We start from the raw sequence: 14,248 nt of genomic DNA, 5'->3' as shown, positions 1-14,248 counted from the left end.
GATCAATACACCACCACGCTGCGGATGCTTTCACCGGCGTGCATCAGGTCAAAGCCCTTGTTGATCTCCTCTAGGCTGAGGACGTGGGTGATCATCGGATCGATCTGGATCTTGCCGTCCATGTACCAGTCGACGATCTTGGGCACATCGGTCCGGCCCTTGGCCCCGCCGAACGCGGTGCCACGCCAGTTGCGTCCCGTCACCAGCTGGAACGGGCGGGTGGCGATTTCCTTGCCCGCTTCGGCAACACCGATGATCACCGAAGTGCCCCAGCCGCGGTGGCAGCATTCGAGCGCGGTGCGCATTACCTCGGTATTGCCGGTGCAATCGAAGCTGTAATCGGCGCCGCCATCAGTCATGGCGACCACCTTGGCAACCACATCGTCGCGGCTCATGCCGCGCGTGTTGAGGAAATCGGTCATGCCGAACTTGCGGCCCCATTCCTCGCGCGCCGGGTTGATGTCGATGCCGATAATCCGGTTCGCGCCGGCCAGCTTCGCGCCCTGGATCACGTTGAGGCCGATTCCGCCAAGGCCAAACACAACGACATTGTCACCCACCTGCACCTTGGCCGTGTTGACTACCGCGCCGACTCCCGTGGTGACCCCGCAGCCAATGTAGCAGCTGGCTTGGAATGGCGCGTCTTCGCGGATCTTGGCGACGGCGATTTCAGGAAGCACGGTGAAGTTCGAGAAGGTCGAACAGCCCATGTAGTGGAAAATCGTCTGCCCCTTGTAGCTGAACCGCGATGTGCCATCCGGCATCAGCCCCTTGCCCTGGGTGGCGCGGATCGCGGTGCACAGGTTTGTCTTGCCGCTGAGGCAGCTCTTACACTGGCGGCATTCGGGCGTATAGAGCGGGATAACATGGTCGCCCGGCTTGACCGAGGTCACACCCGCGCCGACGTCGCGCACGATCCCCGCCCCTTCATGGCCGAGCACGCTGGGGAAGATGCCTTCGCTATCGAACCCGTCGAGCGTATAAGCATCGGTGTGGCAGATGCCCGTCGCCATGATCTCGACCAGCACTTCGCCCGCCTTCGGGCCTTCGAGATCGAGCTCGACAATCTCAAGCGGCTGCTTGGCTTCAAAGGCAACGGCGGCGCGGGTTTTCATCGGCGATTCTCCTGTTCCTCACCGGATTGGTACGAGTCCGCACGCGAAGCAAGTAGTACGCATTTCCTGTGGCGCGCACGGCGACTTGCGCATATTCCGATGCCGATGAACTACCTCCGCTTCCCGCGATCGATCCTCGCAGCGCTACTCGCGACACTTGGAGGCACCGCAGCCAATGCCGAGCCTGCCAAGGTAGACATTTCGCAAGACCCGAACGTGCTGCAATTCCGAGCCTGGCAAGAGGCAAACAGCCTACCGGCCGTCGCGCTGGTCGCCGATGGGGAAGCGCCGCGCACCGCGGGGGGCAGCCGAATTGGCGGGTACGTTTGGCTGCCTGATGGCGAGACATGGCCGCTGGACCGCGAAGGCAAGCCGATGGTGTTTCTGGCGCAGGTCGATTTTGGAGAGTTGCCGCCGTTGCCGGACTATCCCACTTCGGGTGCACTGCAATTCTTCATCAGCCGCACGGGCGATCTCTACGGGATGGATTTTGAAAAGCCCGAAAATGGTGATTTTCGGGTGATCTATCGCGAGTCACTGAGCGGGCAAGGACGGCTCGAAGTCGGCAGCACCAAGGGGGTCCAGAAGTTTGACGACTATACGCCGATTTTCCCGGAAACAATTGCCAAGGGCGTGCGGCTTGTTCCGTTTGCTACCAGCCACAAGCCCTCGACCGACTCATGGCTGATGGAACGCGACGTCGAGCATTTGCCGCCTTCGAACGAGCGAGAGGCATGGGACAGGATCTATGCCTATGCAGGCGAGGTTTCGTTAGAAGACGGCTTCGGGCAGAGCCGCGTGGGCGGCCACCCTGAATTTACCCAGTCCGACTGGCGCATCCGCCCTGAGTATCAGGACGTCGACCGCGTGCTCCTGCAACTCTGGACTGATGACCGGAACATGATGTGGGGAGACAGCGGTCAGGGTCAGTTCCTGATCCGGCGCGAAGACTTGCTGAAGCGCGACTTCAGCAAGGTCTTCTATCAATGGGATTGCTACTAGGCGCTTTCGTGCACGGTCTTGGTGACAAGGCACGCGGCGACGCCTTCCGCGCCATCTTCCAGCCCATAGCCTGACCATTTGACCCCGCCGAAGGGTGCATCGACGGCACTTACCGAACCGCCGTTGATCGCCACCATGCCAGCCTCAAGCTCGCTGGCTAGCCGCATCCGGCGCTTCGCGTCCTGCGTCCAGGCATAGGCGGCGAGGCCATAGGGCAGGCGGTTCGCCTCTTCCACCATGGCTTCATAGCCCTTCATCGGGTTGATCAGCGCGACCGGGCCGAACGGCTCTTCATTCATGATCGTCGCATCCAGCGGTACTTCGCTGAGCACGGTCGGCTCGTGGAAGAAGCCCTGGTTGCCGATCCGGTTGCCCCCCGCATCCAGCTTCGCGCCCTTTTCGAGCGCGTCCGCAAGCTTGGCCTGGATCCCGTCGGGGCCGCGCTGGCTTGCCATCGGGCCCATCTGGGTGTCCGCCTCCATCCCGTTGCCGACTTTGACCGCCTTGGCCCGCTCGACAAAGCCGTCACGGAAGCGCTCAAACACGTCTTCCTCGACCAGGAAACGCGTCGGGCTGACGCAGACCTGCCCGGCGTTGCGATATTTGTTGCCCGCCATCGTATCGAGCGCCTTGTCGATATCGGCATCCTTGAAAATGAGCACCGGCCCGTGCCCGCCAAGCTCCATTGTGGCGCGTTGCATATTCTCCGCTGCAAGCTTCGCCAGATGCTTGCCCACCGCGGTCGAGCCAGTGAAGGTGACCTTGCGGATCACCGGGCTCGCCAGCAGGTGTTCGCTGATGTCCGAAGGCACGCCGAACACGCATTGCAATACGTTGGCCGGTACGCCTGCATCGCGCAACGCCCGGACGATGCCGAGACCGCCCGCCGGGGTTTCCTCCGAAGGCTTGACGATTACCGAGCAGCCCGCTGCCAGCGGGCCGCCAACCTTGCGCATCACATTGAGCGCGGGGAAATTCCAGGCCGAAAAACCCGCCACCGGCCCGACCGGTTCGTGCCGCACTTCGACGCGCTGCCCATCGGGGCGCACCAGCGTCTTGCCGTAGAGCCGTTTGCATTCACCCGCGTAGAATTCGAGCAGCATGGCGCAATAGATCGTCTCGCCAATCGCTTCCTTCAGCGGCTTGCCCTGCTCGCGGGTGATCGCCGCGCCGATATCCTTTGCCCGCTCGCGGATCAGCGCCGCGCCCTTGCGCAGCACCGCTTCGCGTTCGTCGGCCGAGGTGGAGCGCCAGCGCTTGAAGCCGTCCGCAGCCGCATTAAGCGCGGCGTCGAGATCGGCGCTCGTGGCTTTCGGCAATGCGGCGATCGTTTCGCCGGTCGCGGGATCGAGCACGTCGATCGTGTCGCGCGCGGATGAACCAATCTTCTCGTCGCCAATGAGCAGCTGAAGCGGGGGGTATTCAGTCACAAGGCCTCCTTTGCGTTATCGCGCCGTCCTTAGCACCGCCTTGGGCGAGGTCTATGTCAAAGCAATCAGCGGTTCTGTCGCCCCTCGACCAGGCTGTCGACGACGCCCGGATCTGCCAATGTCGAAGTGTCGCCCAGCGAGCCAAAGTCATTCTCGGCGATCTTGCGGAGGATGCGCCGCATGATCTTGCCGCTGCGCGTCTTCGGCAGCGCGGGCGTGAAATGGAGATGGTCGGGCGTTGCGATCGGGCCGATTTCCTTGCGCACCCATTGGCGCAATTCTGCGGCTAGTTCGTCGCTTTCCGCTTCACCTTCCATCAGCGTGACATAGCAATAGATGCCCTGCCCCTTGATATCGTGCGGATAGCCGACCACCGCCGCTTCGCTGACCTTGGGATGCAGCACCAGCGCGCTCTCCACCTCGGCAGTGCCCATGCGGTGGCCGGAGACATTGATCACGTCATCGACCCGGCCGGTGATCCAGTAGTATCCGTCTTCGTCGCGCCGGCAGCCATCGCCGGTAAAATACTTGCCTTTGTAAGTGCTGAAATAGGTCTGCACGAAACGCTCGTGATCGCCGTAAACGGTGCGCGCCTGCCCCGGCCAGCTGTGCGTGAGGCACAAGTTCCCGCTGGTTGCGCCTTCAAGCACGGCGCCCTCATTATCGACCAGTTGCGGGCGAACGCCGAAGAACGGCTTGCCTGCACTGCCCGGCTTCATGTCATGCGCCGCCGGCAGGGTCGTGATCATGCAGCCGCCGGTTTCGGTCTGCCACCAGGTGTCGACGATCGGGCAACGACCGTCACCCACCACATCGTGATACCAGCGCCAGGCCTCCGGATTGATCGGCTCACCCACCGTGCCGAGCAAGCGCAGCGAGGCGCGGCTGCGGCGCGTCACATGGTCATCGCCCTCGCGCATCAATGCGCGGATCGCCGTCGGCGCGGTGTAGATGATGTTGACCTTGTGCTTGTCGACAACGTCCCAGAACCGCCCGTGATCGGGATAGTTCGGCACGCCTTCGAACACGACTTCAGTGGCGCCGTTGATCAGCGGGCCGTAGACGACATAGCTGTGGCCGGTGACCCAGCCGATATCGGCGGTGCACCAGAACACTTCGCCCGGCTGGTAATCGAACACATAGTGGAAGGTTGTGGTCGCCCACACGCCATAGCCGCCGGTGGTGTGGAGCACGCCCTTGGGCTTGCCCGTCGAGCCCGAGGTATAGAGAATGAACAGCGGATCTTCCGCATGCATCGGCTCACAGGGGCAATCGGCATCGGAGGCGAGCTCGCCAAACCAGTGGTCGCGCCCATCCTTCATGGCGATATCGGCGCCTGTGTGCCTCACCACCAGCACGCCATCCACCTCGACCCCATTTAGCGCCAGGGCGGCGTCGACATTGGCCTTGAGCGGCACGGACTTGCCGCCACGCAGTCCGCTGTCGGCAGTCACCACGAAGCGACTGCCGCAATCGGTGATCCGCCCTGCCAGCGCTTCGGGCGAAAATCCTCCGAACACGACCGAGTGGATCGCGCCGATCCGCGCGCAGGCGAGCATGGCGGTCACGCCTTCGACCACCATCGGCATGTAGATCGTAACCCGGTCACCCTTGCGCACGCCCAGTGCCTTGAGCGCATTGGCCATCCTCACGACCTCTGCGTGCAGTTCGCGATAGGTCAGGCTGCGGCCGGGGCTTGCCGGATCGTCAGGCTCGAAAATCAGCGCGGTTGCATCGCCGCGCTCTGCCAGGTGGCGGTCAACCGCATTGTGGCACAGGTTCAGCGTGCCATCCGCAAACCATTTGATCTCGACCGGGTCATACGACCATTCGCCACCCTTGCTTGGCGCTTTCATCCAGTCGAGCCGCTGCGCCTGTTCCAGCCAGAATGTGTCCGGCTCCTCAATCGAACGGCGGTACATCGCATCATATTGTTCCGCGGTGCAGTGGGTATCGCGCACCTGCTGCGGACGGCTCACGAATTCGCTGTTCGATGCTGGCATGCTTTGCTCCTGCGCTCATGTGCTGCCCCGGAGTAAGAGCAGCGAAGCCCGGCGTCCAGATTGGAAGAGCATCTTTCTTCGCGCGAAAATCCCGGCCCGCAGAACCGTCTTTTAACGGAAATCGGTAGGCTTCAGATTGTAGCGGGCAAGCTTGTCATAAAGCGTCTTGCGCGGCGTTTGCAGCATTGCCTGAAGCCGGGCGACATTGCCGCTGCAACGGCGCAAGGCATCTTCAAGCAGCGACCGCTCGAAATCGGCCAGGGTCTCTTGCAATGAACGCTCGCCTGCAATCAGCTCCGGCTGCACGTCGAACGATGACAGCCCGAGCACGAAGGCGCGCGCGTAGCCGCTCAGTTCGCGCAGGTTTCCGGGCCAGTCGTGCGTCTGGATATGACGCCATTCGGCTGGCCCTATATCGCGCGCTTCAAGTCGCAATTCGCGTTCATGCAGGCGCACGAAGTGGCGAAAGATTTCGGCCACATCGGAACGTCGCTCGGCCAGTGACGGCATGGTAATCCGCACCGCTCCGAGACGCTGCTCAAGTGGGACGCGCTGGGGCGCAGCCTCGGTCTGCGCGGCGGGATTGCGGGCGAGGATGACCCTGACATTGATCTTGCGTGCCCGATCAGCCCCGATCGGCAAGACGGACCTGCTGTCGAGCACCGCGAGCAGGCGCGAATGGATGTGATCGGAATGGAAAAGGAGTTCGTCAAGGAACAGCGTCCCACCATTGGCACGTTCCAGCAAGCCGGTGCGCGACAGGCCGGCCGAAGGCTCGCGACCGAACAACAAGATTTCGGCGTCCTCATGCGCGATGATACCTGCATCGAGGGTCACGAATGGCCTGCCGGAACGAGGACTGAGATCGTGGATCAGCCGGGCGGCATAGCTCTTGCCGGAGCCAACCGGCCCTTCAACGATCACGTCAATCTCGGAACGCGCGACAGCATCGACCACGTTGCGCAGCTTGAGCGCTGCGTCAGACGAACCCAGGGTGCCGACTTCGCTCCTTTGGCTCAATTCACCGCGCAAGCGCCGGTTTTCGAGCACCAGCGCCCGCTTTTCAGCTGCCAGCCTGATAGAGCGCATCAGCTCGACCGAGGAATAGGGCTTGGCCAGGAAATCGGCCGCGCCCGCCTTCATTGCCTCGACCGCCATTTCGACGTCGCCATGTCCGGTCGTCAGGATGACCGGCAATTCGGCGTCCATTTCGCGCAGGCGGGCGAAGAATTGCAGGCCGTCCATGCCTGGCATGCGAATGTCGCTGACGACCACCCCTGCAAACTCGCTGGATAAGGATTTGAGCGCGGTTTCGGCATCCTCGAACGCGCGCGCCTCGACGCCTTCCAGCTTAAGCGCCTGCAATGTCGCTTCGCTCAGCGACCGGTCATCTTCAACCAGGATGACTTCGATGGGCGATGCCTCATTCATGCGCGCGGGATCGCCATGGTGAAACGGGCGCCGTCAGGGCCGCTCTCGGCAATCAGGTCGCCGCCAAGGCTGCGCATGATGTCGAGCGAGATTACCAGGCCGAGGCCAAGCCCCTCCTCCTTGGTCGTGGTAAAAGGCTGGAACAGCGTCGCCTGAACCGCAGGATCGATCCCGCCTCCGTTATCGGCAACCGTCAGGAAGCAGCGATCCGCATCAAGCGCGATGTCGATTGCGATTGCGCCGCCCGGTGCGGTGGCGTCGAGCGCATTCTGGAGCAGGTTCACCAAGACCTGTTCCAACCGCACGTGCTCAGCGCGAACCATGGTTTGCGCCAGCTGGGGATCGGGCCGGACCACTGCGGCGCCATGCCGTTCGATCCGGTCACGCAACAGCAGCAAGGCTCCGTCTATCACTCGCGCCAGCGGTATTTCGCGCGGCTCGCGCGCGCCGCGTCGGCTGAACCGGAGCAGCTCCTCGGTGATCTGTCCGATTTTGGCAGTTAGCGCTACGATCTTCGCAAAATTCTCTGAAGCTGCGGAGCTTTCGCCTTTGGCCAGCAGCCGCTCGCCATTCTCCGCGAAGACCCGCATGGCCGCCACCGGCTGCCTGATCTCATGTCCGATCCCGGCGGTAACCTGTCCCAGCGTGGCCAGCCGGTTGGCTTGCAGCAGCTGATCGCGCAGCATCGATGTCTGCTCAGCCAAAAGCAATTCCGATTGCACTTCGCGCCGTCTGAGCCACCAGATCAGGCCGCCCAGCAAGAGCGCCGCCAGGATCAGGCCGGACAACACCATCAACCGGCCACTGGCCACAGCTGCCGCCATCCGCGGCTCTGGGTTGACGAGCAGATGCAATTCCCATCCTTCAGGCGAAATGGGCTGGATCTTCTCAATCAGGGCATCGGCGGCAGGTGCCTTTCCATCCGATCCCTGGAACAGCGTGGGGAGCGAGGTCCTGCCAAATCGCAAGCCGTCCTGCGCCGGATCGCGAGCCTCTGCGCTATCCGGGCGCGTTGTATGGAAGCGCCATTCGGGATTGCTGGTGATCAGCACCACACCGTCCGCATCCGTCACGAACACCCCTTCCTGGGCCTCGCGCCAGCTTTCTTCGATAGCATCGAATTCAACCTTGAGCGCAATCACGCCAAGCGTGGTTGTTCCCGACTGGACCCGCTGCGCGATGTAGAGACCCGGTCGGCGGCTGACCGTACCAAGGGCAAATTCGCTGGATGATCCGCGCGCCACGGCTTCTGAGAAATAGCTCCGGAAGCCGTAATTCGAGCCAACAAATGTGGTGGGCAAGTTCCAGTTGCTGGCTGCCAGCGTGAGACCGCTGCTATCCATCAGATAGATGGCCGAAGCTCCGGTTTGCGCAGCAAGATCGGCCAGCCGCCGATTCAGCACAGGCTGTTGCCGGGCTTCACCTTGCAACAGCGCCCGCACTTCCGGGTCTGCAGCCAGAACCCTTGGCACAAGGCTGAACTTGTCGAGCTCGCTCTCAAGCCCTGCCGCCAGGATCGCCAGGTCACCCGCCGCGGTTGTCTGCACCTCATCCAGGGCGGCAGCACGCGTGGCGCGATCGACGGCCAACATCGCCAGCAAGCCGATCAATAGCATTGCCAGGCCGGCAATTCCCGGCAGGTACCAATTTCCCATGCGGTTGCCCAAAGCCGCCCTCCTTCGAATCGACCTTGTGCGGATTTTCGCAAATTGATCAAGAAATCTGTGCGATTATCCGGACAAGTTGCACCGTCACAATTATCAAACTACTGATTCAAAGTGAGTAATTAGATTTCAGTGCATTCCTTGCCCTGACCGAACTTGCGCCTAATCTGAGGTCAGAAGGCAGTTGAAACTGCAGCACAGGGGAAGAGGGTAATGGGGCGGCAAGAGGGAATGGCGCAAGCGCCTGGAGCGTCCGCGCAGGAACAGCCGCAGAAGAACCCGTTGTACCGCCAGCTTTATGTGCAGGTGCTGACCGCAATCGTCCTTGGCGCGATTGTCGGCCATCTTTTCCCTGAATTCGGTGCTTCGCTGAAGCCCCTTGGCGACGGCTTCATCAAGCTGGTCAAGATGATCATCGCCCCGGTGATCTTCTTGACCGTTGCCACCGGCATCGCCGGGATGAGCGACATGAGCAAGGTCGGCAGCGTCGCCGGCAAAGCCTTCGCCTATTTCCTGTTCTTTTCGACCCTGGCGCTGATCATTGGCCTGATCGTCGGCAATGTGGTGCGCCCAGGCGCTGGCCTGAACATCGATCCGGCATCGCTCGATGCGGCAGCTGTCGCTAATTATACCCAGACGGCCCATGAGCAAAGCATCGCCGGCTTCCTGCTCGATATAATTCCCGAGACCCTTTTCAGCGCCATGACGGAAGGAAAAATCCTCCAGGTGCTGCTGGTCGCAATACTGGCGGGCGTGGCCATGGCAATGACCCGCCCGCACAGTGATCTTGTGCTGGATGTCATGGGCTCGCTCAGCGAGATCGTGTTCAAGCTGGTCCATATGCTGATGAAACTTGCGCCGATCGGTGCCTTCGGCGCGATCGCTTTCACCATCGGCGAGTTTGGCATTGGATCACTGGCCAATCTCGCTGCATTGATTGCCACCTTCTACCTCACCTCGCTGCTATTCGTGCTCGTTGTGCTCGGGCTAGTGGGTTATTTCGCCGGCTTCTCGATCTTCTCGCTGATCCGCTATCTGCGCGAAGAACTGCTGCTGGTGCTCGGCACATCATCTTCCGAGGCGGCACTACCCAGCCTGATGGAGAAGATGGAGATCGCTGGTTGTCGCAAGACCGTGGTCGGGCTGGTGGTGCCGACCGGCTATTCGTTCAATCTCGACGGCACGAATATCTACATGACGCTGGCCGCGCTGTTCATCGCGCAGGCGGTCGGGATTGATCTGAGCTGGGGCGAGCAGTTCGCATTGGTGCTGGTCGCCATGATCAGTTCCAAGGGTGCGGCGGGAGTCACCGGCGCGGGATTCGTGATCCTTGCGGCCACGCTCTCGGTCGTACCATCCGTGCCGGTTGCGGGCATGGCGCTGATCCTGGGGATCGACCGCTTCATGAGCGAATGCCGCGCGCTCACCAATTTCATCGGCAATGCGGTGGCCACCATCGTGGTGGCGCGCTGGGAAGGCGCGCTCGACCACTCACGGCTTGCAGCCGCCATGGCTGGCAATCCGCTGCCGCTGCCCGAAATAGACATCGAGCACCACGAGCGCACCGGCCCGCACAGTGAAGCGCTGGCGGCAGAATTGGCGGGACATTCCACGTGATTGCACGTCGCTCCCTGCTCTCGACCGCGACCTTGCTCGGCGCTTGCGCTGGGCTAGGAGCATGGGCGCCGCTGGCTGCCGCCGAGCATGAGGAAATCCTGCTCTGGCCCGGCCGGGCTCCGGGCCAGGGCGGCCCTACCGGATCGGAGAAGATCGGCGGGCCCGGGTCAGGGTATGGCGCCGTATCCAACATTTCCACGCCGCGCATGCGCGTTTACCGCCCCGCACAGCCGAATGGGGCAGCAGTGATAGTGTGTGGCGGCGGTGGCTATTTCAGGATCCAGCTGTGGAAGGAAAGCACGCCCGCAGCACGCTGGCTGCAGGAACGCGGCTTTACCGTGTTCGAGCTGATCTATCGGCTGCCGAATGATGGGTGGGATGCCGGGGCGCCGTTCGCTGATGCCCAGCGCGCCATGAAGATCGTGCGCACGCGCGCCAGCGAATTCGGCCTGCGCACCGACCGGATCGGGATCATGGGCTTCTCGGCTGGCGGTCACCTCGCCGGGTTTACCGCGCTCCAGCCCAGGCGAGCTCTTTACGAGGGTCGCGACCGCTATGAGGGGGCGAGCGCCCGGCCCGATTTCTCAGTCCTGCTTTTCCCGGTGGTGACGCTGCGCAAGCCCTATGACACCACGCGCACCCGCCGCGAGATCATCGGCACGGATCCCAGCCTTGCCGCGCAAGAGGAATGGTCGCTAGATACCCACGCCAGCGCAGATGCGCCGCCGACGATCATCTTTTCCGCAGCTGACGACCAGATCACACCGCCGGCACACGGCATCACCCTGTTCCAGGCATTGCGGGCGAAGGGCGCTTCTGCTGAACTGCACATTTTCAACGAGGGTGGCCATGGCTGGGGCCTGGGCGAGCCAGGCCAGGTGATCAGCCAATGGCCTGCAATTTTCGCCAAATGGTTCGATACGATTTTCAAAGAAAGCATTCGGGAGGAATGACAATGCAACAGGGAACGATTCGCAAGTTGATACTGCTGTCGGGCACAAGCCTGGCCGCGACCGCGACGGCTGCAACCGCTCAGGACGTCCAGGGTCCGCCGCCACCGCCGCAGGAACGGGAGATCGTCGTCATCGGCACCCAGATCCAGGGTGCGCAAATCAATGACGTTTTGCCGGTAACTGTGCTGGATGAGGAAGCGATCGAGAATACCGGCGCTGCGTCGGGCGACGAATTGTTCCGCGCGATTCCGCAAGCGGGCACGGTGGCTTTCAACGAACAGAACGCGACAACTCAGAACAGCGCGCGCGGCGATGTCGGCTCGATCAACCTGCGCGACCTCGGCACCGGCAATACGCTGCTGCTGATCAACGGCAGGCGGATGACGTTGCACCCCGGTTTCCAGACTGAATTGCTGGTACCTGTGGTTAGCTCTGACACCAATGAAATCGCCCCCGGCAGTATTCGCCGGATCGAAGTCCTGCGCGATGGCGCGTCGGCAATCTATGGCGCCGACGCGGTCGCTGGCGTGATCAACACCGTGCTCAGGGGCAATCGCAAGGGCGGATTCCTTGAAGCCGACTGGCGCGCCTCTGACGGAACCAGCCTGTACAGCTACAACATCAGCGGCGGCTATGGCTTCGATTTTGCGGGCGGGCGCGGCAATTTGACCGTCTACGGCGGTTATTTCCATGAGAACGGCCTGCCCACTTCGGAACGGCGCTATGCGGCTGACGAAAACCGCCTGCCGCTGGTAGAAGGTACCGATTTCGAAGGTGATGCTTCGTTCAACAACCGCAACACCTTTGGCCCGTTTGGCCAGTTCGATATCCAGGCACCATCAAGCCGCACGCCAATCGGTGACGACGACTTCTACCTTCAGCCGAGCACGTTTCCGGGCTGTGCTCCGCTCAATTTCGGCGGCGGGATCTGTGCCCGTGCCGGAACGACCCCGACTACGGCAGTGCGCTACAACCAGAACTTTGATGGCACGCTGATCAGCGAAAAGAGCCGTTACAATGCAATGGCTTTGCTGAGCTATGAATTGAGCAACAGTCTCGAATTCTACTTTGAAGGCAGCTTCTATCGCTCCGAAAGCCGCCGTAACAACGAGGCTTCAGCCATTCTGGGCGCAACGCCGATCGGCATTTCGCGCAATGCCTATTGGAATCCGTTCGGACCGACTGGCAGCCCGAACCGGCTCCCCGGAACCACGATCGCTGCCGGTGGCGCTGATGTGATCATGGAGCGTTATCGCTTCGTCGATGTCGGCAGCCGCGATGTGAGCGTAGACAAGGACACTTACCGGCTGGTTGGCGGCCTGCGCGGCAATTTCGGCAACTGGGACTTCGATACCGGTTTCCTCTATTCCGAAGCGAAGCTGACCGACCTTGCGCGCAACCGCGTCTCCATGACGCTGGCACAGGAAGCCATCAACCGGACAACCCCGGATGCGTACAACCCGTTCAACGGGGGCTGCCTGAACGATCCGGGCGAAGGCGACTGCACACCCAATCCCGAAGCCGTGCTGGATTCGATGCGGATCGATGTGTTCCGCAAGGGCGGGACCAGCCTCGCTCTGGCCGATTTCAAGGTCAGCCGGGACGATCTGATCTCATTGCCCGGCGGAAACCTGGGCATCGCCGCCGGTGTCGAATGGCGTCGCGAAACCTTCTTCGATGATCGCGATCCCCGGCTCGATGGGACGATTACGTTCACTGACAGCATCACCGGCGAATTTGTCGGCAGTGACGTTGTCGGCACCAGCCCAACGCCTGATACAAGCGGCAATCGCGAGGTTTACTCGGCGCACGCAGAAGTTTTCGTTCCGCTTGTAAGCCCGGACATGAACATCCCACTGGTCGAGGAATTCAATGTCCAGCTGGCCGGCCGGATCGAACGCTTCAATGATATCAAGGAAACCGCCATGGTGCCGCGCGTGGCTGCGTCGTGGACCACAATCCCGGGCGTAACCTTCCGCGGCGCATGGTCCGAAGGTTTCCGCGCACCGAACCTTGTGCAAGTGAACGACCAGGGCACGACACGGGTTAACACCCGGGATGACTTCGTCGTCTGCCAGGCACGGGTCGAAAAGGGCACGCTGGCAAATCTTGGCGCGTGCCCCGGTGAGAGTACGGTCAGCTTCCGTTCGGGGAGCGAAAATCTCAAGCCTGAGGATAGCGAGAGCATCAATCTGGGTGTCGTGCTTGAACCGACCTTTATCCCTGGCCTGACGCTGACGGCAGACTATTGGCGCGTCAAGCAGACCGGACTGGTCGGCACCTTCGGGGATGACAATGCGATTGCATTGGACCTGCTGCGTCGGCTCAACGGCAGCAGCAATCCTAACGTAATCCGCGCCGATCCCGATGCCGATGCCATCGCCCTGTTTACCGGCACCAGCCTGTCGCCTGCGGGTGAGATCATTCGCGTGATCGATCCATATCTCAACCTCGATAGCCGCGTATCCAAGGGTTGGGACTTCGGCCTGTTCTATCGCGTGCCCGATTTCGGCGCAGGCGATTTCCGCCTTCGCTTCAATGCGGCCCGTCTTAAGAGCTTCGTCCAGTCCGCCGGCCCTGACAGCCAGGAACTGCTCGAAGGGATCGCCGACGGTCTTCTACCGGCTGATGTGACGGTCGGCGGCCTTGGCGAGCTGCTCGAGATCGAGGGGCGTCCGAAATGGCGCTTTAGCGGCTCGGTAAACTGGGAAAGCGGCCCGGTCGAAGTCGGCATGTTCGGACAGTATGTCGGCAAGGTCTGGGATACCAGTGTGACGCGGGACGTGCTGATCGATACGGATGATCCAAACGGAAACTTCTATCGCGTCGACGATATGTTCACAGTGAACTTCTCGATCGCCTATTCGATCGAGAACGACACACCGCTGGATGGCACCCGGCTACGCTTCGCTATCAACAACCTGTTCGACAAGGATCCTCCGCTGGCGGACGAGCAGTTCGGCTACTTCAGCGATTTGCACTCGGCTCGCGGACGTGTCTTCCATATCGAATTGCGCAAGGAGTTCTGATGCG

General features: G+C 61.7%; 9 protein-coding genes. 4 read left to right on the top strand and 5 right to left on the bottom strand.

Annotated features, from left to right (window positions below):
* Positions 1-2: 2 nt before the first annotated feature.
* Entirely contained in the window at positions 3-1,115 is a 1,113-nt protein-coding gene (locus G6N82_RS13040; RefSeq protein ID WP_165197097.1) for an S-(hydroxymethyl)glutathione dehydrogenase/class III alcohol dehydrogenase, read from the bottom strand.
* A gap of 105 nt (positions 1,116-1,220) precedes the next feature.
* Here G6N82_RS13040 and G6N82_RS13035 point away from each other — a divergent pair, with 105 nt between their 5' ends.
* Complete coding sequence (locus tag G6N82_RS13035) at positions 1,221-2,117, top strand: DUF1963 domain-containing protein (protein WP_165197095.1); 897 nt, start codon at positions 1,221-1,223, stop codon at positions 2,115-2,117.
* Here G6N82_RS13035 and G6N82_RS13030 read toward each other — a convergent pair.
* The 4 genes from G6N82_RS13030 to G6N82_RS13015 all read right to left on the bottom strand — a co-directional run bounded on the left by G6N82_RS13030 (position 2,114) and on the right by G6N82_RS13015 (position 8,636).
* Positions 2,114-3,547, bottom strand: a complete 1,434-nt coding sequence (locus tag G6N82_RS13030; protein ID WP_165197093.1) for an NAD-dependent succinate-semialdehyde dehydrogenase — start codon at positions 3,545-3,547, stop codon at positions 2,114-2,116. The two genes, G6N82_RS13035 and G6N82_RS13030, sit on opposite strands and share 4 nt — an antisense overlap.
* Positions 3,548-3,612: 65 nt before the next feature.
* Entirely contained in the window at positions 3,613-5,550 is a 1,938-nt protein-coding gene (gene acs, locus G6N82_RS13025; protein WP_165197091.1) for an acetate--CoA ligase, read from the bottom strand.
* A 111-nt stretch (positions 5,551-5,661) separates the two neighbouring features.
* On the bottom strand, positions 5,662-6,981 hold the full coding sequence (locus G6N82_RS13020) for a sigma-54 dependent transcriptional regulator (protein WP_165197089.1): 1,320 nt from the start codon (positions 6,979-6,981) through the stop codon (positions 5,662-5,664).
* Positions 6,978-8,636, bottom strand: coding sequence for an ATP-binding protein (locus G6N82_RS13015; RefSeq protein ID WP_206520208.1), 1,659 nt, complete (start codon positions 8,634-8,636; stop codon positions 6,978-6,980). Before G6N82_RS13015 ends, G6N82_RS13020 begins: the two co-directional genes overlap by 4 nt.
* A 240-nt stretch (positions 8,637-8,876) precedes the next feature.
* Between G6N82_RS13015 and G6N82_RS13010 the strand changes: the two genes are divergently transcribed.
* From G6N82_RS13010 to G6N82_RS13000, 3 genes are read left to right on the top strand one after another with little or no spacing between them, the layout of a single operon-like run.
* The gene (locus G6N82_RS13010; protein ID WP_165197085.1) at positions 8,877-10,262 is read left to right on the top strand and encodes a dicarboxylate/amino acid:cation symporter; all 1,386 of its coding nucleotides are present in this window, start codon (positions 8,877-8,879) and stop codon (positions 10,260-10,262) included.
* On the top strand, positions 10,259-11,215 hold the full coding sequence (locus G6N82_RS13005; protein WP_165197083.1) for an alpha/beta hydrolase: 957 nt from the start codon (positions 10,259-10,261) through the stop codon (positions 11,213-11,215). Before G6N82_RS13010 ends, G6N82_RS13005 begins: the two co-directional genes overlap by 4 nt.
* Complete coding sequence (locus G6N82_RS13000) at positions 11,212-14,244, top strand: TonB-dependent receptor (RefSeq protein ID WP_241255109.1); 3,033 nt, start codon at positions 11,212-11,214, stop codon at positions 14,242-14,244. Before G6N82_RS13005 ends, G6N82_RS13000 begins: the two co-directional genes overlap by 4 nt.
* Positions 14,245-14,248 lie beyond the last annotated feature (4 nt).

It is taken from the genome of Altererythrobacter sp. BO-6, from assembly GCF_011047315.1.
In the GTDB taxonomy this organism is placed as follows: domain Bacteria; phylum Pseudomonadota; class Alphaproteobacteria; order Sphingomonadales; family Sphingomonadaceae; genus Erythrobacter.
Note: the sequence above shows the minus strand (reverse complement) of the source record. Positions and strands in the feature narration are given on the sequence as shown.